Annotated in this window: 22 protein-coding genes and 1 pseudogene; 14 read left to right on the top strand and 9 right to left on the bottom strand. The window is 62.9% G+C overall.

Features of this window, described 5'->3' with window-relative positions:
- Positions 1-21: 21 nt before the first annotated feature.
- The 4 genes from ACFQ6Y_RS23905 to ACFQ6Y_RS23890 all read right to left on the bottom strand — a co-directional run bounded on the left by ACFQ6Y_RS23905 (position 22) and on the right by ACFQ6Y_RS23890 (position 4,713).
- Positions 22-801, bottom strand: a complete 780-nt coding sequence (locus ACFQ6Y_RS23905; protein WP_378637935.1) for a hypothetical protein — start codon at positions 799-801, stop codon at positions 22-24.
- Positions 802-1,389: 588 nt separating this feature from the next.
- Positions 1,390-3,015, bottom strand: a complete 1,626-nt coding sequence (groL, locus tag ACFQ6Y_RS23900; protein WP_003941476.1) for a chaperonin GroEL — start codon at positions 3,013-3,015, stop codon at positions 1,390-1,392.
- Between the two features lie 273 nt (positions 3,016-3,288).
- Positions 3,289-3,846, bottom strand: a complete 558-nt coding sequence (locus ACFQ6Y_RS23895) for a DUF6764 family protein (RefSeq protein WP_019744475.1) — start codon at positions 3,844-3,846, stop codon at positions 3,289-3,291.
- Positions 3,847-3,927: 81 nt separating this feature from the next.
- Positions 3,928-4,713: an HAD-IIA family hydrolase gene (locus ACFQ6Y_RS23890; RefSeq protein ID WP_378637932.1), complete on the bottom strand. Its 786-nt coding sequence runs from the start codon at positions 4,711-4,713 to the stop codon at positions 3,928-3,930.
- An 82-nt stretch (positions 4,714-4,795) separates the two neighbouring features.
- On the opposite strand from ACFQ6Y_RS23890, the gene ACFQ6Y_RS23885 reads away from it, so the two are divergent.
- Both ACFQ6Y_RS23885 and ACFQ6Y_RS23880 read left to right on the top strand, forming a co-directional pair.
- Positions 4,796-5,941 (top strand): PucR family transcriptional regulator, encoded by a 1,146-nt coding sequence (locus ACFQ6Y_RS23885; RefSeq protein WP_378637928.1) that lies wholly within the window; start codon positions 4,796-4,798, stop codon positions 5,939-5,941.
- Positions 5,942-6,096: 155 nt separating this feature from the next.
- Positions 6,097-7,350, top strand: a complete 1,254-nt coding sequence (locus tag ACFQ6Y_RS23880) for an NAD(P)/FAD-dependent oxidoreductase (protein ID WP_378537377.1) — start codon at positions 6,097-6,099, stop codon at positions 7,348-7,350.
- On the opposite strand, the gene ACFQ6Y_RS23875 is transcribed toward ACFQ6Y_RS23880, so the two are convergent.
- Positions 7,322-8,713, bottom strand: a complete 1,392-nt coding sequence (locus ACFQ6Y_RS23875; protein ID WP_378637925.1) for an amino acid permease — start codon at positions 8,711-8,713, stop codon at positions 7,322-7,324. The two genes, ACFQ6Y_RS23880 and ACFQ6Y_RS23875, sit on opposite strands and share 29 nt — an antisense overlap.
- Positions 8,714-8,902: 189 nt before the next feature.
- On the opposite strand from ACFQ6Y_RS23875, the gene ACFQ6Y_RS23870 reads away from it, so the two are divergent.
- From ACFQ6Y_RS23870 to ACFQ6Y_RS23835, 8 genes and pseudogenes are all read left to right on the top strand, one after another.
- Complete coding sequence (locus ACFQ6Y_RS23870; RefSeq protein ID WP_003941500.1) at positions 8,903-9,373, top strand: SRPBCC family protein; 471 nt, start codon at positions 8,903-8,905, stop codon at positions 9,371-9,373.
- Positions 9,374-9,407: 34 nt separating this feature from the next.
- A pseudogene (locus ACFQ6Y_RS23865) lies at positions 9,408-9,859 on the top strand (hypothetical protein).
- Positions 9,849-10,868, top strand: coding sequence for a MerR family DNA-binding transcriptional regulator (locus tag ACFQ6Y_RS23860; protein ID WP_378637922.1), 1,020 nt, complete (start codon positions 9,849-9,851; stop codon positions 10,866-10,868). The pseudogene ACFQ6Y_RS23865 and the gene ACFQ6Y_RS23860 overlap by 11 nt, the downstream one beginning before the upstream one ends.
- Before the next feature lie 72 nt (positions 10,869-10,940).
- Positions 10,941-11,654, top strand: a complete 714-nt coding sequence (locus tag ACFQ6Y_RS23855) for a phosphatidylserine decarboxylase (protein WP_003941540.1) — start codon at positions 10,941-10,943, stop codon at positions 11,652-11,654.
- A gap of 59 nt (positions 11,655-11,713) precedes the next feature.
- A complete protein-coding gene (locus ACFQ6Y_RS23850) occupies positions 11,714-12,544 on the top strand; it encodes a phosphatidylcholine/phosphatidylserine synthase (protein WP_029254795.1) in 831 nt (276 codons plus the stop codon).
- A gap of 21 nt (positions 12,545-12,565) precedes the next feature.
- Complete coding sequence (locus ACFQ6Y_RS23845) at positions 12,566-14,743, top strand: AAA family ATPase (protein ID WP_378637917.1); 2,178 nt, start codon at positions 12,566-12,568, stop codon at positions 14,741-14,743.
- Positions 14,744-14,752: 9 nt separating this feature from the next.
- Positions 14,753-16,375, top strand: a complete 1,623-nt coding sequence (locus tag ACFQ6Y_RS23840) for an amidohydrolase (protein ID WP_378637912.1) — start codon at positions 14,753-14,755, stop codon at positions 16,373-16,375.
- Positions 16,376-16,441: 66 nt separating this feature from the next.
- Entirely contained in the window at positions 16,442-17,680 is a 1,239-nt protein-coding gene (locus ACFQ6Y_RS23835) for a DUF222 domain-containing protein (protein WP_378637907.1), read from the top strand.
- Between the two features lie 88 nt (positions 17,681-17,768).
- Here the strand turns inward: ACFQ6Y_RS23835 and ACFQ6Y_RS23830 are convergent, their stop codons facing one another.
- From ACFQ6Y_RS23830 to ACFQ6Y_RS23820, 3 genes are read right to left on the bottom strand one after another with little or no spacing between them, the layout of a single operon-like run.
- The gene (locus tag ACFQ6Y_RS23830) at positions 17,769-18,788 is read right to left on the bottom strand and encodes a DUF2804 domain-containing protein (RefSeq protein ID WP_378637902.1); all 1,020 of its coding nucleotides are present in this window, start codon (positions 18,786-18,788) and stop codon (positions 17,769-17,771) included.
- A 2-nt stretch (positions 18,789-18,790) separates the two neighbouring features.
- A complete protein-coding gene (locus tag ACFQ6Y_RS23825) occupies positions 18,791-19,543 on the bottom strand; it encodes an isocitrate lyase/phosphoenolpyruvate mutase family protein (protein WP_007730096.1) in 753 nt (250 codons plus the stop codon).
- Between the two features lie 46 nt (positions 19,544-19,589).
- A complete protein-coding gene (locus ACFQ6Y_RS23820) occupies positions 19,590-20,858 on the bottom strand; it encodes a cytochrome P450 (RefSeq protein ID WP_003945041.1) in 1,269 nt (422 codons plus the stop codon).
- Positions 20,859-20,986: 128 nt separating this feature from the next.
- On the opposite strand from ACFQ6Y_RS23820, the gene ACFQ6Y_RS23815 reads away from it, so the two are divergent.
- The 4 genes from ACFQ6Y_RS23815 to ACFQ6Y_RS23800 are packed head-to-tail and all read left to right on the top strand — an operon-like array spanning position 20,987 to position 25,901.
- Positions 20,987-21,622, top strand: coding sequence for a TetR/AcrR family transcriptional regulator (locus ACFQ6Y_RS23815; protein WP_378637899.1), 636 nt, complete (start codon positions 20,987-20,989; stop codon positions 21,620-21,622).
- 9 nt (positions 21,623-21,631) lie between these two features.
- Positions 21,632-23,047 (top strand): hypothetical protein, encoded by a 1,416-nt coding sequence (locus ACFQ6Y_RS23810; RefSeq protein WP_378637896.1) that lies wholly within the window; start codon positions 21,632-21,634, stop codon positions 23,045-23,047.
- 13 nt (positions 23,048-23,060) lie between these two features.
- Positions 23,061-24,473: a hypothetical protein gene (locus ACFQ6Y_RS23805; RefSeq protein ID WP_378637893.1), complete on the top strand. Its 1,413-nt coding sequence runs from the start codon at positions 23,061-23,063 to the stop codon at positions 24,471-24,473.
- Positions 24,474-24,521: 48 nt separating this feature from the next.
- Positions 24,522-25,901, top strand: coding sequence for a hypothetical protein (locus tag ACFQ6Y_RS23800; protein WP_378637889.1), 1,380 nt, complete (start codon positions 24,522-24,524; stop codon positions 25,899-25,901).
- Here the strand turns inward: ACFQ6Y_RS23800 and ACFQ6Y_RS23795 are convergent.
- Complete coding sequence (locus tag ACFQ6Y_RS23795; protein WP_378637886.1) at positions 25,858-26,283, bottom strand: NUDIX domain-containing protein; 426 nt, start codon at positions 26,281-26,283, stop codon at positions 25,858-25,860. The genes ACFQ6Y_RS23800 and ACFQ6Y_RS23795 overlap by 44 nt on opposite strands.
- Positions 26,284-26,366 lie beyond the last annotated feature (83 nt).

The raw sequence follows: 26,366 nt of genomic DNA, 5'->3' as shown, positions 1-26,366 counted from the left end.
CTGTCGATCACCAATCTTCGTTCAGGGGTGCAGGTCCCCACCCAAATCGTTAGTTGCCAACACACTTCCGATATCGGAGTCGGAGCGAGCACTGACATCAGTAGCGAGACACATTGTCGCGGCTTTTTGCTCGAAACCAAGGAAAGTTGCGACCGACGTGAAGGTCAGGAAGTTCTTCGAATTGGCATACTTTCCTGCATCGCCATCACGGTTGATCTCCAGGTACAGATCGGCATCGTCAGTCTGATTGATCGTGATCCCGGGCTGAACGAAAGACGTTGTCGCTCCCGCTACCGCAGGCACGGTGATTCCACTCAAGAGCAGATAGGACCCCGTCGCGCTGGGCGAGAGGGTAGCGTCAACACGAGTGACGGCGGGCGTCCCGGTGTAGCCGCTTCCTGCAGTACCCACCGCGGCCGACACAAACTTGGACGTGTTGGTGATCTTGTACACCATTCGCACATTTTCAAGTCGCTTCATGGCAAAGGGGGTGGAGTTGTTGAAGACCTGCGTGCCTGGCTGCACATGAAAAGTGTTTGCCGTGGGATGCGTGACATTTTCAGTGAACGCGACCAAACTCTGGTGAACATTCGCAATTCCGGACGCTACCGGATCACCCATGCACGCCATGTTATCCGTGGTGGCAACCGTGTGAGCCGATGCGGGCGAAACTGCAGCAAGCACCAGCCCTATCGCAGCTGCGGGTATTGCGACACTGGTAGCAATTTGACGAACAGCTGAATGACGCATCTTCTTCATCGTTCCTTCATCTCTCTCGAATTTAATTCCAGATTTCATCATGAAGTAATCCCCAATAAAGGGGATAGACGAATGAAGCAGTTGAAGGTATCAGGATATCTTCAACTACCGAAAGCATGCTTCACTCTCTCCGCAGCACACAATCACTGCTATCGAGAAGCGAGCATGTGCATCAAACATTCGAAGAAACTGAATCAGAACCGCGCGCACCGTTCTGTTCGAATTTTGACGCCCGATCCGCGTTGCCCGAAGCGTCGACTCTGGGGGCTATGCGGCATTTGCGAGCGTAGACCATACTTCTGAAACGTGTACCAGTTTTCCTGGAGCAGCTCTGAACTCCCGAATTCTCGACAACATTAGCGAAAGCAAGGGTATCCGATTAGCTAGACTTAAGTAGCAAGAAAATTCGCCGTCAAGGCCCAAAATATCCTACAAAAGTACGAACCTGAGGGCATTTATCGTAGCCTTACTACTTTTGTACGAACTTGAAATTGATCCGGAATCGGTGGACAGCCAAACAGCGCAATCGCGTCGCAGTAGTCGACAAAATGCCCGCATTTATCTCCAGACAAGCAAAAGCCCGGCCCACCAAACGGTGGGCCGGGCTCTAGGAGCTAGGTGGAGATGGACTCAGAAGTCCATGCCGCCCATGCCGCCGGTCGGATCGCCTGCAGGCGCTCCGGCCTTCTCGGGCTTGTCAGCGACAACGGCTTCGGTCGTCAGGAACAGAGCCGCGATGGACGCTGCGTTCTGCAGTGCCGAGCGGGTGACCTTGACCGGGTCGTTGATGCCTGCAGCGAGCAGGTCGCCGTACTCGTTGGTCGCAGCGTTGAGGCCGTGACCTGCGGGCAGGTTGGAGACCTTGTCCGCAACAACGCCGGGCTCGAGGCCTGCGTTGAATGCGATCTGCTTGAGCGGAGCGGACAGTGCAACGCGAACGATGTTCGCGCCGGTTGCCTCGTCACCTTCGAGCTTGAGGTCGTCCAGTGCGGGAGCTGCCTGGAGAAGTGCAACGCCACCGCCGGCGACGATGCCCTCTTCGACAGCTGCCTTTGCGTTACGCACTGCATCTTCGATGCGGTGCTTGCGCTCCTTGAGCTCGACCTCGGTAGCAGCGCCGGCCTTGATGACTGCAACGCCGCCGGCCAGCTTGGCCAGACGTTCCTGCAGCTTCTCACGGTCGTAATCCGAGTCGCTGTTCTCGATCTCGGCGCGGATCTGGCTGACACGACCGGCGATTGCGTCGGCGTCGCCGGCACCCTCGACGATGGTGGTCTCGTCCTTGGTGATGACGACCTTGCGTGCCTGGCCGAGGAGCTCGAGGCCTGCGGTCTCCAAGGAGAGTCCGACCTCTTCGCTGATGACCTCGCCACCGGTGAGGATGGCGATGTCGGCGAGCTGAGCCTTACGACGGTCACCGAAGCCGGGAGCCTTGACGGCAACAGACTTGAAGGTGCCACGGATCTTGTTGACCACGAGGGTGGAGAGAGCTTCGCCCTCGACGTCCTCGGCGATGATCAGGAGCGGCTTGCCGGACTGGATGACCTTCTCCAGCAGGGGCAGCAGGTCCTTGACCGTGGAGATCTTGGAGCTGACGAGCAGGATGTACGCGTCTTCGAGGACGGCTTCCTGACGCTCTGCATCGGTGGCGAAGTACGCCGAGATGTAGCCCTTGTCGAAGCGCATGCCCTCGGTGAGCTCGAGCTGCAGGCCGAAGGTGTTGGACTCCTCGACCGTGATGACGCCTTCCTTGCCGACCTTGTCCATAGCCTCGGCGATGAGCTCACCGATGGACGGGTCGCCGGCGGAAATACCGGCGGTAGCAGCGATCTGCTCCTTGGTATCGATCTCCTTGGCGGTCTCGAGCAGGCGAGCTGTGACAGCCTCGACAGCCTTCTCGATGCCGCGCTTGAGGCCGAGCGGGTTCGCGCCGGCTGCGACGTTGCGCAGGCCTTCACGGACCAGAGCCTGTGCGAGAACGGTAGCGGTGGTGGTGCCGTCGCCAGCGACGTCGTCAGTCTTCTTGGCGACCTCCTTGACGAGCTCGGCGCCGATCTTCTCGTACGGGTCGTCGAGTTCGATCTCCTTGGCGATGGAAACACCATCGTTGGTGATCGTGGGGGCGCCCCACTTCTTTTCGAGAACGACGTTGCGACCCTTGGGGCCCAACGTCACCTTGACAGCGTCGGCGAGGGCGTTGAGGCCTCGCTCGAGGCCACGACGTGCCTCTTCGTCGAACGCGATGATCTTTGCCATTGCGAAGTGATCCTCCGGATAGGGGGTGACACACAAGGTGACCGCTCGTCGGGTCACCTCATCGGCACAAGGCGACCGTTTGACCAGTCACCTCATTACACGGGCGACCGATTTGCCTGGTCACCCATCTACGCCTGTGGTCTAGTCAGTGCCCGCGACGGACGACCGGGGGTGTCTATGGTTCCCGGTCTCACTGCCTCGACCTGGCACTCACGGTTCGCGAGTGCCAACTGCATTTTTAGCACTCGAGCGTGCCGAGTGCAAGGTTGAGCCTCAGCCCGCGATGCAGAACTGTCCGTTACTCAAATTGACCGCAAACGAGAGCACTCCGACGCAGTCGACGCCGTTGGCATCAGCCGTAGCGCCCGCTCCGTAACCGGCGATAGCGAAAGTGACGTTTCCGTCAGCCGCCCCGGCCCGCGCGATACCGCCGCCGAGCGCAAATGCCTGCGCCTGACCGTTACCGCGAGAAGCCCCCAGCGCGGTTCCGAAGCCGTTTGCATATGAATTGGAGTAGCCGTTGTCGGCGGCGACGCTCACAGCGGTACCGCTCTCGGCAGCACCGGCCTGCGAACGGCCGGCTCCGACGGACTGCGCGCCGCAGCTCGCGGTCTCGGAGACCTGAATGTCATTGGCCGACGGCGGCGAGACACACGTGACGGGGGCTGCCGAAGCAGCTCCCGCACCGGTCAGCGCCAGCCCGGCGGCGAGCCCCATACCTACAGTCATCACAGCCCCTGTTCTCGCCAGGCGGCCCCCCAACCGACTACTGGAAATTCCGCTGACTCGAGAGGATGAGCGACGGAACCAGACTGACGAGATCAAGGGCATAGAAAACTCCTTCGTGGAACAGGTTCATTGGATTCGGGCGCGAGAGTACCCGCTCGAGTGAAGTCCGTCACCCCCGGCTGGTCAAGCCTCGAGGACGACCCCGAGAAGGGCCGGAAGATCGGCGACCGAATCGATGACGTGGTCGGGCTTCTGAACCGAGAGGTCGAGCACTGTTTGCCGAAACTTGCCTGTGCGCACCAGAACTCCGGTCAAACCGACTCGTTGTGAGGAAAGGACGTCCCCGATCAGATCGTCCCCGACCATCACCGTCGCCTCCGGTTCGACATGCATCAGCTCCGTGGCTGTCAGGAACCCCGTGAGAGACGGTTTACCCACTGCGGCGATATTTACACCTGCCACTTCCTCGAAGCCCGGCAAGTACGTTCCGGTGTCGATCCGAAGGCCGTCTACGGTTTCCCACATCATCCCGCGGTGCATCGCGACGACGGGCACACCGGCGAGCAGAAGTTCGAGCACTCGGCTCAGCGCCTCGTGGGTGAACTCCGGGCCGGCGCCGCCGAGAATCACGACCTCAGGATCGGCGTCGTCGAATTCGATTCCCTCGAGATCGGCAGACACGTCACCGTGATTGAGGACCCACGCCCGCGCGTCCGAGTACGTCGCCCGCACGTACTCCCCCGTGAGCCTGGCGGCAGTAACTATCTGGCTCGCCTCGACCTCGATACCGGCGTCGCACAACCCCTGCGCGATGAGCGTCGAACTGCGCGAGGTGGTGTTGGTCAGAAACCCACAGGCCAATCCCCGCCGCCGAACTTCGCGTACTGCTTCTCCTGCTCCCTCGATCGGCTGCCAGGACGTGAGCAGGACTCCGTCGATATCGAACAGAACACCTTCGATGTCGGCCATTGCACCAGCCTATATTCGCCATCGAGGTCCTGCCGAGGCGTCGTAACCCGAAATCCGTCGATCGCTCAGTAGGCTCCCACCCATGGACCTGCGCGACGACGACCTCTTCTCCGTTGCCGGTTCTCTGGCCGAATTACTCGGCGCTCCCGTCACGATCGAGGACGAGAACTCGACTGTCCTCGCGTACTCCGGCGGCGAGCAGGCCGTGGACGAAGCTCGCATCGGCACGATCCTCGGCCGGCAGGTACCCAGCCGATTCCGCCAATTACTCTCCGACGCAGGAGTATTCGATCGCCTCCACCGAGAGAGCGATCCCATCTACGTCGACCTCGAAGACCCTGCGATCACGCCGCGACTGGTCATCGCAGTTCGCGAGAACGATCACCCCGTCGGCTCGATCTGGGTCGCACTCGCCGGAACACCGACGCCCACACAGGAATCGATACTTCGTTCCGCGGTATCCGTCGTGGCCGAGAGAATCGCCTCGGAGCGTGACCGGGTCGACAGCACACGCCGTCGCCAATCCCAGCGCGTCCAAGCTCTGATCGGCGGTGGTGAACCGGCTTTCCGCGCCGCAGACGACTTGCGGTTGGCAGGCCCGCTCACCGTCGTCGCCGTCGGAACAGTCGCGGGACCACTGCCGGCGGGGTTGGTCGCGTCCTTGAGCCTGTACCTCGACACTCTGGCCGTCGACGCCGTTGCCGCTCAACTGTCCGAGACCATCTACCTTGTCATCGCGGCCGACGAGACCAACGCTCGCCGATTGTCCGCCGACTTCCTCACCCGCGCCCGTGGCCGCGAATTCCTGGCAGTAGCCGTCGGCCGGACAGTGAAGTCTGCAAGCGAATCACATCTTTCACGTTCGGACGCCGACCATGTTCTCGGAGCGCTTCGGCATGGCCGGTCCGGCGGAACCGTCGCGGGAATGAGGGACACGTTGGCCTCCGTACTCGCCCTGCACGTCGCCGACATCATCGACGGACTCGGCGACGCCACACCACTCGGAAGCCTCGAACGTCACGACTCTCAGCACGGCAGCGATCTGGTCGCGACGGCAAAGGCCTTTCTCGAGCACGGCGGTGACGTAGCGAATTCTTCTGCCGCACTGCATGTTCACCCCAACACGCTCCGCAACCGCTTGCGTCGAGGCAAGGAGATGTGCGGCGTCGACCTGACCGACGCCGACACCCGCTTGATTCTGATGCTGCAGTTCAAACTCGCTCGCTGAGCAGGCGCGGCGGCGCGTTGTGCGAATCCACAACGAGGTAGCTCCGACGATGGCCGAACGGCCAGTCCTTTTGCCCGCCCCGCGATTCATGCTTGAGACAGACCCGGATGTGACCGGCGTCTCGGTTCGAGCAGAGTCTGTAGAAGGAGTGCGTCATGGGAACTCGTCAGAGCCCCGATCGTGTGGTCGTGGTCGGTGCGGGTGTTGTCGGATTGTCGACGGCCTGGTTCTTGCAGGAACGTGGAGTCGAGGTCACCGTCGTCGATCGCGACGGCGTCGCAGCCGACGCGAGCTGGGGCAACGCCGGTTGGCTAGCACCCGCATTGACGCTTCCGCTGCCCGAACCCGCAGTGCTCCAATACGGCTTGCGCGCGATGCTCAGCCCGTCGTCCCCGGTGTACGTGCCACTGACCACCGATCTGAAGCTGATTCGGTTCCTGGTCGGGTTCGCGCGCCACTGCACGCCGTCGAAGTGGCAGGAAGCGATGTCGGTCTACACCGAGGTCAACCGAACAGCCTTGGGCGCGTACGACGAACTCGCCGACGGTGGCGTCCGAGAGCTGACGCGCCTGGCCGATCCTTTCCTTGCCGCGTTTGCGTCCGAGAAGGACCGACAGACTTTGGTGGACGAGTTCCATCACGTCGAAGCTGCCGGCGGCGAAGTCGACTTCGACCTCCTCGACTACGACGCGATTCATTCGCTCGAGCCTTCACTCGGCCAGGGCGTGAAAGCCGGTTTGCGTCTGCGCAATCAGCGTTTCATCGATCCCCCGTTGTTCGTGAACTCGTTGGCGGACGCAGTCCGTGAACGCGGCGGAGAAATCGTCAGCGGTTTCGACGTCACGCAGATCGACGATCGGGTCGGCGGAGTCAGTGTTCGCAGTGCACACGGTGATTCACGCGACGGTGACGCCGTGGTCATCTCGAGCGGTGCCCGCTTGAACAAGCTCGCCGCACCGTTCGGTGTGCGCAAACTGGTGCAGGCCGGACGCGGCTACAGCTTCAGCGTCAAGCCCGAGCACCTCCCTAAGAATCCTGTGTATTTCCCCACCCAGCGCGTTGCGTGCACTCCGTTGCACGATCGCTTCCGAGTGGCCGGGATGATGGAATTCCGCAGCCCCGACGCGCCGTTGGATCCGCGCCGCGTGCAGGCGATCATCGATGCGGCCAAGCCGATGCTCAGCGGCATCGACTGGACTGCGCGGGAAGAGGAATGGGTGGGCTCACGACCGTGCACTACCGACGGCTTGCCGTTGATCGGAGCCACGCGCTCGCCGCGCGTGCACGTCGCCGGTGGTCACGGGATGTGGGGAATCGCCCTGGGTCCGTTGACCGGAAAGATGGTGGCCGACTCGATGACCGGCGCTCAGACGCCAACCGTCATGCGTCACTTCGATCCGCTGCGCTGACAGCCGGTTTCACCCACTTGTAGTACGCGCCCGTCAGCAGAACCAGCCATCCGGCACCGACGAGCAGCGCAACTCGGGTATCGGCGATGACGCCGAGCAACACGATGACAAAAGCCAGGAACACGATCGCGAAGATCTGACCGTACGGCCACAGCGGCACTGGAAACTTCAGTGCCGCTGTTTCGTCTGCACTCATCTGAGCGCGGGAACGGAACTGCGAGAGCAGGATCATGATCCAGACGAAAATGGTGGCGAAGGTCGCCAGCGAGGCGATGACGAGGAACACCTGGTCCGGGATCAGGTAGTTGAGCAGTACTCCCACCAACAGGGCACCGGTCATGATGACAACGGTCATCCACGGAACACCGTTGGCGGAGACTCTCTTCATCACCTGCGGGGCCTGGCCGGCATGCGACATTCCGAACATCATGCGACCCGCACCGAAAACGTCGCTGTTGATGGCGGACAGGGCCGCGGTGATGACGACGATGTTGAGGATCGATGCGGCCGTTCCCAATCCGAGGTTCTCGAAGATCTGGACGAACGGGCTGTTGTCGGAGTTGATGGTCTGCCACGGAATGATCGCCATGATGACGGCGAGGGTGCAGATGTAGAAGAGAATGATGCGCACCGGGACCGTGTTGACGGCTTTCCTGATGGTCTGCGCCGGATCCTCGGCTTCGCCCGCGGTGATACCGATGATCTCGGTGCCACCGAACGCAAACATCACGATCGCAAAGCACGCGACGAATCCGCCGAAGCCCGTCGCGAAGAACCCGCCGTCCGACCAGAGGTGGCTGATTCCGGCATCGGTGTCGTGAACGCCGAATCCGAACACGATGATCGCGATGCCACCGGCGATCATCGCAATGATGGCAGTGATCTTCACGAGCGTGAACCAGAATTCCAGTTCACCGAAAACCTTGACGCTCAACAGGTTTATCGCACCGATGAAGAAGACGACAGCCAGAACCCAGATCCATCTCGGTACGTCCGGGAACCAGAACTGCATGTAAAGGCCGAAGGCCGTGACGTCGGCGAGGCACACGATCACCATCTCGAACGTGTACGTCCACCCGGTCATGAAACCGGCGAGTGGTCCGAGGTGCTTGTTCGCGTACTCGCTGAACGAACCCGAGACCGGGTTGCGGACCGCCATCTCGCCGAGCGCTCGCAACACCAGGTAGACCGCGATACCGCCGATCAGGTAGGCCAGGAGCACCGACGGGCCGGCTCGTTTGATGGCCTCGGCGCTGCCGTAGAACAGTCCGGTTCCGATGGCTGATCCGAGGGCGATGAAGCGGATATGGCGCGCTGTCAGCCCTCGCTTGAGGCCATCCTGCGTCGCGGCGTCGCTGTTCACTTCTCGGTACTCCAGTCGGATGGATCGTCATACGTGCGCGAACCATTCTCCGCTACCACCGCGCGTGTTCCCGCACGACCCTGTTGGACGGCCGTACAGTGACCTGACACACATGGTCCATTGACGGATCGCTTACGATCGACAAAAGTGTTTGTAACTTTACGTAGCATCAACTCGACTGGAGAGACTGTGTCCAACACGCTCGAAGCAAGCATCGACATCGACGCATCACCGCAGGACGTGTGGGCAATCGTCGCCGACCTGCAGCGCATGGGCGAATGGAGCCCCCAGTGCAAGGTGATGAAGGTAATCGGCGGGACCGTGCGTGAGGGTGCCAAGACGATCAACGTCAACCGCAAGGGCCTGCTGGTCTGGCCGACGTCGTCGAAGGTCGTTCGCTTCGAACCCAACAAGTCGGTGGCGTTCCGCATCGCCGAGAACCGCACGATCTGGTCCTACGAACTCGAGCCGACCGCTACCGGCACCAAAGTGACCGAGCGTCGCGAGGCTCCCACCGGAACGTCGAAGGTCTCGCAGTTCCTCGTCAAGACCGTCCTGGGCGGAAACGCCGACTTCGAGGTCGAACTCGTCGAAGGCATGAACGCCACCTTGAAGCGTGTGAAGAGCGAAGCCGAGGCGGCTGCACGCACCTCCGCTTGACCCTCGACCAGGTCGAGGCATCAGGATCCGTTCCATGGATCCCGTGATGACACAGATAGCGCAGGCACAAGAATTGGCGAGCTCCGGCAATCGAGCCGGGGCTCGCTCTGCGTTCGAGAAGATGTGGGAAGAGATCAGCGCCGCCCCCGATGCGCTCCACATCGTCTCCCTCGCGCACTACATGGCCGAGTTCAAGACGATCCCGCTCAGGAGCTCTGCTGGGACCTGCGCGCCCTCGACGCTGCCGATTCGTTGACCGACGCGCGAGCCCAGGAACACCATGCGTCACTGCAGGTTGCCGGTTTCTATCCGTCCCTGCACCTCAACCTGGCTGCCGACTACCGCAAACTCGGGCGCGACGCCGAGGCCGTCGAGCATCTGACGAAGGCCGAGGCGTCGGTCGGCACACTCGCCGACGACGGCTACGGCCGGATGATCAGGGGCGGTATCGAGCGACTGCGGGCAGAATTGATCCGTGACCACTAGTTCCGCCCTCCTGACGATCGGTGAGATGTCCCGAGCGTCGGCGCTCCCGATCAGCGCGCTGCGGTTCTACGACAAGGAAGGCGTGCTCGTCCCGCATTCCGTCGACCCGCACACCGGTTACCGCTGGTACACCGACGACCAGCTCCGCGACGCCCGCATGATCGCCGGTATGCGACGCGTCGGTGTTCCGATCCGCGACATGATGGCCGTCCTGACCGGACCGGAACCTCATTCGTGCCTGAACGCCCATCTGCGCAATCTCGAGGACGGCCTCGCCGACGCCCGCGCCGAACTGGGGCGAATTCACCGCCTGATCGACTCGCTACCTGCCTCCGGCGGCGTGGACATCGACTCGTGGGATCTACGACGCGCACTCGACGCCGTGATGTTCGCCGTGAACGAGGAATCGGAGTTCCCGATACTTCGCGGCGTCCACCTCGACATTCACGACGGCGTCGCTGCGTTTGTCACCACTGATCAGTTCCGGCTCGCGGTCGCCGAGGTGAAAGTTCACTCCGCTCTGGCAGTGTCCGCCGTCGTTCCCGTGGCCTTCGCGCGATTGTTACGCGATGTCGCCGGCGTCGTGACGCTGACTTTCTCCGCGCGCACGGTGACTGCGTCGTATCCAGGAGGCGCGGTGTCCAGTCCCCTGATCGAGGACGGAGAGTTCCCCGATCACCGAATCCTGCGCGAGCACAACGACGCCGTCGAACTGAGCGGCGACCACCTTGCCGCCCTGCTCAACGGCACCGAGGACAGTGCCGTCGTCAGCGTCGGCGAAGACGGTGGTGCCCGGGTGGATCCGGGTGGAATGGATCCCCGTGAGAGGTTCCGCGTACTGGTCGACCGGCAGCGACTGCGCGACGCCGCCGCAGCCCAACCGGGGCGGCAACTGGTGATCCGAGTAAGCGGTGCGACGCTCCCGCTGGCGATACGCACCGGCGACTGTGTCGGGTACTACTCGTACTTGATGCCACTACAGCCTGTAGGAGAGAAGGCGTTCACGTAATCTATGGATGCTCTACCACCCCGTACTGTCAGTGCGACCAGCAGAAGACCTACCGAGTAGTTAGAGGAGCCTGTGGCACGCCGACCCACACCCCCCGGAACCCCGCAACCCACCGGGATCGGACATATCGTCGATCTGGTTCGCCATGCGATTCCGCCACTTCATCCCGCCGGCCTGCCGTTCGTGCTGGCCCCGCTGGGAGTTGCAGCACTGGGCCGCAACCGTAAGTGGGTGCGCCGAGCCGGTCTGACCACCGCCGCCGCATGCGCCACGTTCTTCCGTCACCCGCACCGGGTGCCGCCCAACCGCATCGGCGTCGTCGTCGCACCCGCCGACGGCGAGGTGGCTCTGGTCGACAACGCCGTTCCGCCCGCCGAGCTCAATCTCGGAAGCGAACCGCGCCCGCGCGTCAGCATCTTCCTGTCGGTTCTCGACGTGCATGTCCAGCGCAGCCCTGTCGGTGGAACGGTCAAAGAGGTCGTTCACCAGGCAGGCAAGTTCCTCTCCGCAGATCTCGCCGATGCCAGCGAGGTCAACGAGCGCAACAGCATGCTCATCGAAACCGCCGACGGTCACGACGTGGCAGTTGTCCAGATCGCGGGACTGCTCGCGCGCCGCATCGTCTGCTACGCCGGTGTCGGTGACGTACTGCCGATCGGCGACACGTACGGACTGATCCGTTTCGGCTCACGCGTCGACACGTATTTCCCCGCCGGAACCACTCTCCTGGTCGAGCCGGGACAACGCACGATCGGTGCTGAAACAGTTATCGCGCAACTGCCGTGAAGACGCCGAAGATGAAGTCAGCCGTGAAGAAGCCGGGAGCAGCCCAACCCGGCGCGAAGATGCCCAAACGCACCCAGGCGGTGCGGTTGCTGCCGTCCGTCATCACCATCCTGGCGCTGTGCGCCGGGCTGTCCGCCGTCAAGTTCGCTCTCGACGGTCAGCCCGGTACCTCGCTCGCGATGATCGGCGCCGCAGCCGTCCTCGATTCACTCGACGGCCGCATCGCGCGACTGCTCGACGCCACCAGCAAGATCGGCGCCGAACTCGACTCACTGGCCGACTCCATCTCCTTCGGCGTCGCCCCGGCCCTGGTCCTGTACGTGACCTTGCTGGACGGCACCAGCATCGGCTGGATCATCGCGTTGATCTACGCGGTCAGCATCGTGTTGCGACTCGCACGTTTCAACACCCTGCTCGACGACGACGACGTCCCCGCGTACGCACGTGAGTACTTCGTCGGCGTGCCGGCTCCGGCCGGCGCACTCATCGCCCTCACTCCCCTGGCCGCGACGGCTCAGTGGGGTGACGGCTGGTGGTCTTCGCACTTCGTCGTCATCGTGTGGACGCTCTTCTCGGCTGCACTGATCGTCAGCCGCATCCCGACGCTGGCGATGAAGTCGGTATCCGTGCCGCCGCACATGGCGGCCGGCCTGCTCGTCCTGGTGACGTTGGCTGCGGCCGCACTGATCACCTACCCGTACATCCTGCTGATCGTTCTCATCGCGATCTACCTGGTGCACATCCCGTTTGCCGTGCACTCGAAGCGGTGGGTGGCAGCACGTCCCGAAACCTGGGACATCAAGCCTTCCGAACGCCGCGCGATCCGACGCCAACCCAACGTCGGTGGCCGCCGCTCGGCCGCTCGTCTCGGATTGCGGCGACCCCGCTAGTCCACGACGTACTCTCGAGAGGTGACTTCGCCGGAACTCGCCCTCACCGTTCGACTCAACACCTCTGCCGCCGACCTACGCCGCGGGGTCGTGCGCTTGCACCCCGAAGCGTTGGCGGCGTTGGGCATCCGCGAATGGGATGCCATCGCACTCATGGGAGCCCGCGGCACCGCGACCGTCGCGGGCCGTGCGCCCACCGGAACCCCGGCAGGCACGATCCTTCTCGACGACGTCACCATGTCGAACGTCGGCTTGACCGAGAACTCTTCCGTCGTGGTCGGTCCGGTGACGGTGTACGGAGCGCGATCCGTCTCCGTCACCGGCTCGTCCATGGCGACAAATTCGATCAGCTCGACGGTTCTGCGACAAGCCCTTCTGGGCAAGGTCGTCAGCGTCGGCGACACGGTCTCGCTCCTCCCCCGCGATCTCGGTCCGGGTACGAGCACTTCCGAAGCCACCCAAGCGCTTTCCCGTACCTTCGGCGTCGCGTGGACATCCGAACTGCTCACCGTCACGGCCGTCGAACCTGCCGGTGGTCCGGTCAGCGTCCAGCCGAATTCGGCAGTCAACTGGGGTGCCGGCTCAGCGGGTTCGCTGATGCCTAGTGCGCTTGTTTCCAGTTCCGCTGCCGTCGCGATCGAACCCGCACCGTCGGTTCCGCTGGATCACCTCGTCGGCGCGCAGGCGCAGGCAGCCAAGCTGACCGAGTGGCTCGGCCTGGCACTCGACGAACCAGAACTGCTCCGTACGCTCGGCGCCTCACCGCACCTCGGCGTCCTCATCACGGGCCCCGCCGGCGTGGGCAAAGCCACGTTGGCCCGCTCGGTCCTGTCCTCGCGCAAACTTGTCGAACTCGACGGCCCGGGAGTCGGTGCCACCGAGGCGAATACCCGCCTGCAGCGAATCGTCGACGCCGTTGCTGCCGTGCGCGGCGGTGGCGTACTGCTGATCAGTGACATCGACGCTCTGCTTCCGGCCACCGCGGAACCGGTGTCCGCACTGATCCTCGAACAATTGCGCAGCGCCGTCGCAACCCCGGGCGTGGCATTCGTCGCGACCTCCGCCCATCCGGAGACCGTCGACGCGCGCCTTCGCGGCCAGGATCTCTGCGATCGAGAACTCGCACTTACCCTGCCGGACGGCGCAACTCGAAAGGCATTGCTCGAACTCCTGCTCCGCCGAGTGCCCACCGGAACCCTCGAACTCGACGCCATCGCCTCGCGCGCACCCGGATTCGTGGTCGCCGACCTCGCGGCGCTCTGCCGTGAAGCTGCTTTGCGAGCGGCGACGCGGGCCTCCAAATCCGGTGATTCTCCGGAGATCACGCAGGAAGATCTTGTCGGTGCCCTCGAAGTGATTCGGCCACTGTCTCGTTCGAGTACCGAAGAACTGTCGATCGGCAGCGTCACCCTCGACGACGTCGGCGACATGGTCGAAACCAAACAGGCGCTCACCGAGGCGGTCCTGTGGCCGCTGCAGCACCCCGACTCCTTCGCACGCCTCGGTGTCGACCCACCCCGCGGCGTGCTCCTCTACGGCCCTCCCGGCTGCGGTAAGACGTATCTCGTTCGTGCCCTTGCCAGCTCAGGTCACCTCAGCGTCCACGCCGTCAAAGGGGCTGAGCTGATGGACAAGTGGGTCGGCGCCTCCGAAAAGGCCGTACGCGAGTTGTTCCAGCGCGCACGCGATTCGGCGCCCTCGTTGATCTTCCTCGACGAAATCGACGCCCTTGCCCCGCGTCGCGGTCAAAGTTCCGACTCGGGGGTGTCGGATCGCGTCGTAGCCGCGTTGTTGACCGAACTCGACGGCGTCGAGCCGCTACGCGACGTCGTGGTGTTGGGCGCCACCAACCGACCGGATCTGATCGACCCGGCTCTCCTGCGCCCCGGCAGACTCGAACGACTCGTATTCGTACCCCCGCCGGATGCGGAGGCTCGCAAAGCAATTCTGCGTGCTTCCGGAAAGTCGGTACCGCTCGCCGAAGATGTCGATTTGGACATTCTGGCCGTCGATCTCGAGGGATACTCGGCAGCAGACTGCTCGGCTCTCCTGCGTGAGGCTGCACTCGCCGCCATGCGTCGGAGCATGGACGCGGCCGACGTGACGGCCGCGGACGTGGCAACCGCCCGTGAGAAGGTACGTCCCTCACTCGATCCCGAGCAGGTGGCACACCTACAGGCGTACGCGGACAACCGATAAGGACTGACCATGGCTGCTGATCTGGTTCTGTACGGCGATATCGTGACCATGCACGAGGACTCAACACGCGGCCAGGCACTCGCCGTGACGGGAGGCCGGATCACAGCCGTCGGCGCGCGCACGGACGTCGAGAAACTGGTGGGGCCGGACACCCGCGTCGTCGACGTCGGAGGTGCCGCTGTTCTGCCGGGGTTCATCGAGCCGCACGGTCACCCTTTGGAAGAAGCGATCGTGCTCGGGCCTGACGTCGTCGACATCCGCCCTGTGACGATCGCCGAGGCAGACTCAGTAGTTGCGGCCGTCGTCGACACGGTTCGTTCGCGAGGCGCTGCCGGTGCTTCTCTGAACGGTTGGGACCCGTTGCTGCAGAAGGGCCTACCCGACCCGACCATCGCCTGGCTGGACTCCGTCGCGCCAGAGCACCCGCTCGTGATCATGCACAACTCGGGCCACGTCGCGTATTTCAACACGGCGGCAGCAGTGCAGGCCGGCATCACCCGCGATACCCCCGATCCGATCGGCGGATCGTACGGCCACGACACGACGGGCGCACTCGACGGATCCGCGTACGAAATGCCTGCCGTGTTTGCAGTCGCAGGCCACGCAGTCACCATCGGCGACGACTTCCCCGCATTGGTGGCGGCCGAATGCGCCCGGCTGAACGCTGCCGGAATCACCACCATCGCCGAATTGTCGTTCGACCCCAAGATGCGGCCCGCCCTGGCCGCGATAGCCGACGCCGGACTGCTCACCACCCGCTTGCGGCTCTACGAAATGTCCAACGAAGCACGCACTACCGAGGCATCGCCGGGCGACGGAAACGACCTGGTGCGCCAGATCGGGATCAAGGTCTGGTCCGACGGTTCGCCGTGGGTCGGCAACATCGCCACCAGTTTCCCGTATCTCGATACCGAAGCCACCCGCGCGCTCGGGATCGCCTGCACACACGGGCATGCCAACTACACCGGCGAACAGATCCACGACATCAGTTCCGCTTACTTCGCCAACGGGTGGCAGATGGCGTGCCACGCCCACGGTGACGACGCGATCACCATGGTTCTCGACGCGTGGGAGCAGCTTCTGAAGGAGCACCCCCGGCCCGATCACCGGTTGCGTCTCGAACACGTCGGCGCAATGCGTCCGGATCAGTTCGTCCGCGCAGCGGAACTGGGCGTCACGGTCAGCATCTTCATCGACCACCTGCACTACTGGGGTGACGTTCTGGTGGATGACCTGTTCGGCCCCGAATACGGATCCGATTGGGCCGCAGCAGGATCTGCACTCGCGGCCGGACAACGGTTCACCTTCCACAACGACGGACCCGTCACCCCTGCCAATCCGCTACGGAACATGCAGGATGCCGTCACCAGACTTTCACCCAGCGGCCGCGTCGTGGCGCCCCAGGAGCGGATCCCCGTGGACGCCGCTGTTCGCGCCCACACGGTCAACGCCGCATGGCAGCTGTTCAGCGAAGATCACATCGGGTCCATCTTTCCCGGCGCCTACGCGGATCTTGTTGTGCTGTCGGCGAATCCCCTCGTCGTCGAGCCGACCAGGCTGGCCGAAATCACGGTGCTCGCCACCGTCCTGGAGGGCCGGACGGTGTACGGGGACCTGAGCGCGATCGGCTGATCTCGAACTCAAAAGTCGTCCGATATGTCCCTGGTTATCGAAAGTATGTTCGATTAAACTTTGAGCATGGACAGTCGGGAAGCGTGGCAGCTGGATGGCGAGGACCTCAAGAATGAGGTTCTGGATCTGGTGCGCGTCCGGCACGAGTTGCAGTCGCGCATGGTGCTGCTGATCGTGGAAATGTTTTCCCGGGAAACTGTGGTCGGGAAGGGTTTTCGGGCGATCGCGCAATGGCTGCACGGTTCGACGAATTTGGAGATCGGTGAGTGCAGCCTGCTGGTCAGCTTGGCTCGGTTGCTTCTGCTCGAACCTGTAGTCGCGGATGCTTTTCACCGGGGCGATGTGGATGCGTTGAAGGCCCGTCAGGTGGCGTCGTTTTGTCAGCATCCACCCAAGAACATGACCCCGGCGGACGTCGACAAGGCCCGCGGGATCCTGTTGGGGTTGGCGTCGAAGAACATTGCCGATTGTGATGCGGTGCGGGCGGCGATCCGGCGGATCGAGAAGCAGTACGGCAAACGCGAGGACGGTGTCCCGGTCGGGGAGGATTCGGAGCGCAACGAGTTCTACGCCTCGAAAGGCCTGTACGGCAGAGTAACTGTGAAGGGTGATCTGGATGCGGTCAACGGGGCCCGTCTGATCACGTTGCTGTCGAGCCTGTCCGCTCCGACGCCGGAGAAAGACGGCGTCAAAGACACCCGCACTCCGGCGCTACGACGGGCGGACGGGTTCTGCGAACTGTTGCGACGGTACGAGCGGGCGGGACTGGGTCCGATCGAGGGTGGAGTGAAACCGCACATCACGGTCACCGCGTCGGCGAAAGACATGACCGACCTCAAAACATTGAAGGATTTACTGCCGTCAACCGAGGAACTCGGGTTCGCGTGGACGGATTGGATAGGTCCGATCAGTATCGACACCGCCCGGATGCTGGCGTGCGATTGCACGGTCACCCGAATCCTCCTGGACGAGAATGGTGTTCCGCTCGACTGCGGCAAGGAAGCAAGAACCGCGACGGTACCCCAACGGCGAGCGTTGGCCGTCCGTGATGGTGGGTGTGCGTTTCCGGGGTGCGGGACACCGTCGGGGTGGTGCGATGCCCACCATATCGTTCACTGGAATGATGGTGGCCCAACGGATCTCGACAATCTGATCTTGTTGTGCGGTCACCATCATCGGACGATGCACCACACCGAATGGCGAGTCGAGATCGGCCCCGACCGGAAAACGGTGTTCTATCCGCCGATGTCGATCGACCCGTTCCAGCATCCGATCGGTGGGAACAGTCCACCAACAGCGGCGTGAACCGCGACAACTGAAGACGCGAGCACCGGGGCACCGCCATGCCTCGGTGCTCGTGCTGCGTTCCGACATCTTCGCGGAGACGTACGGCTTACCAGCGGTTCCGAACCTCCTCGGCAAATCCGAGGAGATCTCGAACCACCAGAGGCGAACCGTCATCGAGGATCACTGTGCCGGTGAACTTTCCGAACACCTGATGCTGAATCGAACGCAACACCCCGACATCGAAAGTCGCGGCACGGTCGATAATCGGCTCGAAAGTCATCTCGAAGCGACCATCGTTGCTCGAGAAGGTCCACGGGGCGCCGTCGTACGTTCCCTGCGGGATATCGAAGTCGATCCTGTCCAGTTTGTGCGCCCGCCCGCCGACAAACACGATGTTCTCACTGGCCGCCGTAGTGTCCCCGAAGCCGTAACCGATGTTGAATCCGAACCGCTCGCCGCTCACCAGTCCGGATGCAGAACCCCAGTACCAGGTGTTGTCGTAAGTCCAGACTCCCCTGCCCCAATCGAGAACGCCGAACGAGTCTTCCGAGTGAAATGAGAAGTCGTCGCTCCCGATTCGCACGGCCCCGGCTGCGGGAAGGCAGTTGATCTTCTGGTTGTAATAGAACGATCGGGGCGCCTTCGGAAACGGCGTGGCGATCACCATCCGGTCATCGGCAGGACTCGCCAGAAACAAATCGGCATGTAGACCTCGTCCACCGTCGAAAGCCGGATAGTCGACGATCAGGTGTCGCCCGGCGTCTACATGGCGAAACTCGAACCGAGCCTTACCTTTCGACACCACCACATCACCGTCGTCCGCACTTTCGGGCAGACCGAGCCTTCCCATCGGGAACGGCAGCATCACGTTTTCGGTGATCTCGTGCGGCGTTCGGAAATCGAGCCAGGAAACCCCGAGCAAGCCCATGTACCCGTTGTCGGCGACGGTCAGCGCGATGCCGTAATCCGCCGTGGGAACGCAGTAGTAATCCCACTCCTTGATCCGGAACTTCGGGGCGGTGATCGCAGAGCGTCGATACTTGCGAATCTCCGATGAAGCCCAACCCGTCTCGACCAGATGTCCGCGATCGTCGAGAAGCGGGCCGGGCGACATCAGTGTCTGCATTCTTACTTCCAGCGTCCCAAGATCTCGTTTGCGCGGTTGGCCAAGGCCATCTGGAAGAACGGACCGAAGCTCACACGCGCCACTCCGAGCGGACCGAAACTTGCCGGGTCGTCCTGATCCGGGATTCCGATCGCATTGATCGGAAGTGGGAGTTCGGACGTCAAGCGGCGCTGGGTCGCGTCGTCGTGACGCCCGACGGGGTAGAGAACATCGGCACCGGCATCGGCTGCCAACTTGAGGCGTGCAATGGCGCGATCGACGCGATCGGACTCGTCACCGACCTGCTTCACGAACAGGTCGGTACGTGCGTTGACGACAACGTGAACTCCGGCGGCGTCGGCGGCCTGGCGAAGCCCACCCACGAAGTCGGCGTGCTCTTGCGCCTCTCGCAAGCGTCCGCCTTCACTGTGAACGGTGTCCTCGATGTTGAGTCCGACAGCGCCGGCATCGATCAGCCCGTCGATGAGAACTGCCGGCTCGAGCCCGTAGCCACCCTCGATGTCCACCGAGATCGGGGCGTCGACCGCACCGGTGATCTGCTTGATCCGGTGCAGAAGTTCGTCGAAGGTAATGCCTTCGTTGTCCGGCTTGCCGATGGAATCGGAAACCGGGTGGCTGCCCACCGTCAGGGCTGCAAAACCTGCAGCCACCGCAAGATTCGCCGACCACGCGTCCCAGACCGTCGGGAGAATGACCGGGTTACCTGGCTGGTGCAACGCCAGTAGAGCTGTTGCCTTGTCGTTGATCGAAGTCATGCGGTGGCTCCTCGAGATCGTGGGGTGTACCTCTCACCTACCGACTCTAGTGAGCGACCGGGCAGCCTGTGCTCTTGTAATCGACCTGGAACTCCTTGATGCCGTTGATCCAACCCGAACGCAGACGGCGCGGATCACCGATCTTGGTGATGTCCGGGACGTTGTCGGCAATCGCGTTGAACATCAAGTCGATCTCCATGCGAGCGAGGTTGGCACCGATGCAGAAGTGCGCGCCCGTTCCACCGAAGCCCAAGTGCGGATTGGGGTTACGAGTGATGTCGAACGTCATCGGGTTCTCGAACACGTCCTCGTCGAAGTTCGCGGAGCTGTACAGCATCACCACGCGCTGCCCCTTCTTGATCGATACTCCTGCCAATTCCGTGTCCTCGAGCGCGGTGCGCTGGAATGCGGTGACGGGTGTCGCCCAACGAACGATCTCGTCGGCGGTCGTCTTGGGACGTTCCTTCTTGTACAGCTCCCACTGCTCGGGGTTGTCCAGGAACGCGATCATTCCGTGCGTGATGGCGTTGCGGGTGGTCTCGTTGCCCGCCACCGCCAGGATCAACACGAAGAACCCGAACTCTTCCGGGCTCAAAGAGTCGCCGTCGATATCCGCCTGGACCAGTGTGGTGACGATGTCGTCTGCCGGGCAGGTACGACGCGCGTCTGCCATTTGGTACGCGTATCCGAGGACCTCGGTGGACGCGACTGCCGGATCACCCTGGTATTCCGGGTCGTCGTAGCCCATCATCTCGTTGGACCACTTGAACAGCTTGTCTCGATCGTCCTGCGGCACACCGATCAGATCCGCGATCGCCTGGAGCGGCAGCTCGCTGGCAACCTGCTTCACGAAGTCGCCCGGGCCCTCGCTCACAGCGGTGTCGACGATGCTCCGCGCACGACGATCCAACTCGTCGCGCATGCCGTTGATAGCGCGAGGCGTGAACAGCTTCGAAATCAGCTTGCGGAGCTTGGTGTGCTCCGGCGCATCCTTGTTGAGCAGAAGATGGCGGAGCATCTCGACGGCCTCGCGGGGCATGTCGTCGGCGAAACGCGCGATCGCGGTGTTCTCCCAGCTCGAGAACACATCGCTGCGCTGGCTGACCTCTTTGACGTCAGCGTGACGCGAGACCACCCAGTAACCCTCGTCCTGGAATCCGCCGACCGTCGGCGGCTGCTCACACCACCACACGGGTGCGTTGCGACGCAGTTCGGCGAACTCCTCGAAAGGGATCCGCTCCCCGAGGACAGCAGGATCGGTGACGTCGAATCCGGCCGGCAGGTCAGGCGTGCGTGTTGTATCCGAGATGGTCATGGCGTCCTCTGATCGGTCGAATGTGCGCTACACCACAGAGTAGCTTTCACTAACGGCCTGTCAAGTGAAAGACGGGGAGTCTCGTGCAACCGTCCCGCAAGAGCCCCCGCGGCACTAGGATCCCGGTAATGACAGATACCTCCGGCAGACTGACTCTGCGAGAGAAGCAGAAGCAGCGAACCCGCGCAGACCTCGTGGACGCCGCCGGTGCGCTCTTCACCGAACGCGGATACGCGGCTGTCACCGTGGAAGACATCGCGGGCCGGGTCGGCTGCAGCCGAGCCACCTTCTACCTGCACTTTCCCGGAAAGATCGACATTCTCAAGGCCCTCGGCTCGAACACTGTCGTATCCAGCACCCTCGCCATATTCCAGGATCTCGACCATGTACTCGATTCCGGTTCGCGCGAAGAATTCGCCGGCTGGATCAACCGCGCTCTCGACTGGTGCCGCGATCACCACCACATGATGCGGGCGTGGGACGAGGCCATGGTCCTCGAACCAGAGTTCCGCACACTGGCCCGCGAAGGCATCTCCGCACTGCCCAACGCGATGCCGTCGTACCTGGCCCGGTGGCCGCAGGACCGACATGACGAAGCAAAACTCCGAGTAGAGCTCCTGCTCACACAAATCGAGCGTTTCTTCATTCGCTGGGCCGAGCAGGGCGCAATCACCGCGGGTGCGGACGTCGCAGCAGACGTTCTCACCGACATCTGGTTTCCGGCACTCACGCCGCCCGCTACCGATGTTGCGGCGCCGCGATAGGTTGGCCCGATGCCACTCGATCTTCGAGCGATCCTCACCACCGTCGCTGCGCTCCTGTCCGCGATACTCGCTGCGCTGGCCCTGACCAATCCGGTTCTTCGTGACTGGGCCATCGTCGCCTCCCCATCGGAAGTGGATCGCTGGATCAGCAGTGGACCCACTGCTGTCGGACTCGGCGCCGTAGTTGCCGTGCTTGCCTGCGCCCTTTCACAGCGTCGCGGGTCCCGTCGGGCAGCCTGGATCGCGATCGCTGTCGGGGTCGCCGTCATCGCGATCATTCGTGCAGTCGTACCCGAGGTTGCGTCACTGGACCTGCTGATCGCCTTGATCATCGTCAAAAGTGTTGCAGCCGGCACTATTCTGGGCTGTGTGGTTGCCGTCAGTTGGGACCGCACTGCCACGAAGAACGCGACACTACTCGGAGTACTCGCCACCTTCCTCGCGATCCGCACGTTCGCCGGTGGGACAGCCAGGATGACGACGTCTTCGGTGGGTGAGCCGTCATGGTGGCTGATCGGCGCCACGGCCGCAGCAGCAATCGCCTGCGCAGTGACCGCGCAGGCCGGCTTCCGAATCCGCAAGCCCGACGCGGGCGAAATCCGCATCGCGCTTGTGGTGATCGCCGCGCTGGCGATCGGGCATCGCGTGCTCGGCGCCGTGATCGACCGCCAGCAATACGCGTCCGAGGCAACCGCCTGGATCGTCATGGTTTTGGCGGCAGGTGCTGCGCTCGCGTTGACGTGGATCGCCGCCTACCGTCTCGGCGACACCTCCGGCACTGGTGGCAAGTTCCTCTGGGCGGCAACCGCGTTGGCAGCTGCTTCGGCTCCGCTGTTCGTCGACATCGCGAAGGGTTCCGGTCACTGGGGAGACCTGAAGTCCCTTTGGGTACTGGTGCTTTTCGCAGCCCTGCCGGTCGCCGTCGGATTGAGACTGCACAAGCAGGTGCCAAACCTCGTTCCCATCGCCGTTCTCGTTGCGGTACCACTGTCAGAACTACTGCCCTTCGACTCTGCGCACGGTGTCTGGTCAATCGCGCTGAAGATCGCCGCACTGGGATTCGCCGCCGGATTGCTGTTCGGTTCCCTGGCTCCCGGCAGCTTGGTCGACGCCACACTCGGACTCGCCATTCCCTTTGCCGCGATGACCTTCTCGTCGATCGCCATCCTTACCGATCAGCTCTCTTTCCCACCGATGATGACGTCGATATACATCCAAGGCCAGCTCGACATCGACGCGGTCTCTCCCCACGGCGACGGAGGATTATTCGGACGCGGCATCGGCATCACCGTCGACTACGTCACCGCTCAGACCGTCGGCGCAGCGGTACTCTTCACCCTGATCATCGGCTTCTGCGGCGCGGCGATCCTCCGACGACCTTCACATCCGCCCGTCGAGGTACCGGAACCCACCGAGACCGCCTGATCAGGACAGACCGATGACCATCGACGTCAGATCAACCACCGGCGCCCTTGCGGCCTTTCTCGCGGGAATCCTTGCCGCCGTGGCGCTGACGAACCCGGTGCGAATGAGATGGCCTGTTACCGAACCGCAGTCGAAGATCGACCAATGGATCAGCAGCCAATCCACCAGCGTCGTGGTCGGCGCCATCGTCGCGGTGGCGGCCTGCGCCTATCTCCAGCACCGCGGTTCCCGCAGGCGCGCGTGGGCATTTGTGTACGTGGGCGTCGTCGTGCTGATTCTGATCAGATACGTCGTCCCCGAAGAACTTGGTCTTGATCTGCTGAGCGTTCTGGGTTTTGCCAAAACCATTGCAGCAGGACTCATCCTGGGTGGCGCGGTCGCCGCCTCGTGGGACAGTCGCATCGGTCGCAACCTGCTGATCGTGGGCTTGGTGTCGACGTGGTTGGCCGCGCAATCGTCCACCGGAGATTTGATACCCATCAGCACGTCGTCCATCGGTGAACCCGCCTGGGCACTTCTGTGGCTGACGTCGATCTGCGCAGTAGCGTGCGCCATCACGGTTGACTCCGAATCTCGGCTAGGTGAAAGCGAACCGGGCGTTGCCGCAGCCACTCTGGCGGTTGTCACCGGGCTCGCCGTCACTCAACGGATTCTGAGTTCGGTCGTCGACCGGCAAGAGCGCCCGTCGACGTATTCGGGTTGGCTGGTCATGATCGCGTCCACCGTCGCAGTCCTCACCCTGACCTGGTTCTGTACGAGGAAACTCGACGCAACTTCAGACAGCGGCGGATTCCTCTGGGCTGCAACCGCCGTTGCTGCCGCCGCCGCGACGGTGTTCGCCGATCTGACTGACCGCTTCTTTCTCGACGGTGACCGAACCTCGCCGTTGGTGATCACTGCCCTCGCGATCATCGCAGTTGTCTTCGGGTTGACGCGTTCCCGACACCGAGATCGCACGATTTCAGGTCTGGCACTGCTGGCCGCGATCCCGTTGTCGGAGTGGATCTTCGACGGCGAACACGAACTTGCTCTACTGCTCCGCATTGTCGCGCTAGGCGTCGGGTCGGGATTGCTGCTCGGATCCGTCTTGCCCTCGAATCCCGTCATCGGGGCGCTGGGGTTGACCATTCCTTTCACTGCCCTGGTCTTCATGTCGATCGGGCAGCACGACATCGAGACTGTGTCGTCAACGTACCTCCGGCCCGATCCACCCTCGACGTACTTCCAGCAGGACTCCGCACTGCGCGGCTACATCGACGCGATCGAACCCGGCGCAGCGTATCGGGCAGAAGCCTCGACGATTGCCTACGCGTACGAGGCGCCACCTCGTTCCGTCGGTACCGCACTCCTGATGTGTGTAGTTGTCGTCGCCACCGGTATCGCGCTCCGCCGCCGCAACCGCGTTGACACACCGTCACCGGACTGAGACCTCCTATTGCGGTGCAACTGGTACCGGATTGACTATTTTGGAGCAGTGCCCATCGCCCGCAGGACGCTGCTCGTCGCACTGAGTGGTGTGACGGCATTCGTCGTCACCGTCGTCGCTTTGGCGCCCTTCGTCAACAGCCAGTCGACGTCGATTTCGACCGGCGACCGATTCTGGTCGATTTCGACCATCGGCGCCGGCGTCTTGGCTGTCGTCGCGGTCGGGACAGCCGCGATGATGGCCCGTTGCCGGTTACGGACCGCTGCCATGACGGCATTCGGTGGGCTCCTCCTCGAACTGCCCGGACTCTACGATCACAACTTCGAGGCACTCTCGCCCGTCGGGGCGGGAGTCGCTGTCGGCGCGGTCACGGTTGCTGCCGCTCCCCGGGTCCGAGCCGCTTCGGTCGCGGGAACGATTGTTGCCGTACATGTCTCGGATTCGCTCCTGGACGAGGATGCAATTCCTCGGCGGTACGCGGACTACATCGCCGACAACACCAACCAGTTTCAACCACCAGTGCTGGCGGCAACACTGATCGCACTGGCATTGACCGCCGCATGTGTCGCCGCGTTCTGGTTCCACGATTTCGACAAGGACCACCCCAAGGAACGGATGGCCGTTCGGCCGGTGACGATCGCAGCGGTGCTCACCCTCTTCGGCGTCGCGGCAAATTGGTGGTTCGACATCACCACCGTCACGGCGGCGGTGCCCCTGCTACTCGTCGCGCTGGTGATCACGGTGATCTGTGCGCGGGTGTTGGGCGACGGCAGTCGGATCCTGCTGATGTGTACCGCTGCCGTCGCAACTCTGGCGGCGGTCTCGGCGAATCGTCCGGCAACCGAGGCGATGGAGTGGTCGAAAACCCCGGCCTCGACCGCCGTCGTGATCGGCGTCGTCATCGTTGCCGCGGCAGCCGTCGGCGCTCTCGCACCGTCCCGCGTCGTCGGCTACGGATTGCTCCTGACGGTGACGGTCGCCGGGATCGTCAGCTATGCCACGTCGCCTTCGCCGAAGATCGGTGACCTTCTCACGATCAGCGATCTTCTTGTCGCCCTGACCGCAGCGGTCGTCACCTACGCGATCGCCAGCGCGATGTACCGGGAACCACCGCGGACCGGAGCGTCACGAGCCCTCGTCGGACTCGGTGTCATCTTCGGCCCGACGGCGCTGGCCCTGCTCGTCTATCCGCAGTTCGACTACGGATGGACGGCGTACACCCCGCTGGACGAGAACAAGCCCTTCAACGGCATCACTACGGTCGGCCCGTTCGAGATCTCGACCGACATCCTGATACTCGACGCCGTCGCGCTGATCATCGTGGCCGTCTGCGCCTACACAAGTCTGCGATTGGGCCGGATAACACGATCCGTTCCTCCGTCGATCAGTCGATCAGATCCATCGACGCCAGGCGATGGAACACTTTGAGCGATCCCGGCGCCACCTCGTCCATCGCCGCGTACTCGGAGAGCGTGAAGTATCGGAACTCGGCGATCTCACTGGTCGGGTGCGGGTCTCCGGCCATCTCCGCCAGATAGCAACTCATGTGCAGCCCGGTGTCCGCGGAATGACCGAAAGCGTGAGCCTCGAAGACGTCGAGGAACTTCACCGTTCCGTCGACCAGATCGACGTCGAGTTCCTCCCGAATTTCGCGGTGCAGCGCCTGCTCGGGTGTCTCACCCGGGTCGATCTTTCCGCCGGCCATGTAGAACGCGGTCTTGCCCACGGAGCGGGTCTGGATCAGCTTGCGATCGCGAATGTGCGCGAGGGCAGCGGTACGGATGATCGTGGAGGGAGTGGACGAATTCACGTCGTCCAACCTACGTGTATCAGCGAGTGCTGAAGATGTCCGAATCGACTCGCTGCACATCGAAACTGCCACGCCCGGTAATA

Origin of the sequence: Rhodococcus sp. NPDC056516, from assembly GCF_042794655.1 — a bacterium.
Lineage (GTDB): Bacteria > Actinomycetota > Actinomycetes > Mycobacteriales > Mycobacteriaceae > Rhodococcus_F.
The sequence above is the reverse complement of the archived record's forward strand: the minus strand, read 5'-3'. Positions and strand labels throughout refer to the sequence as shown.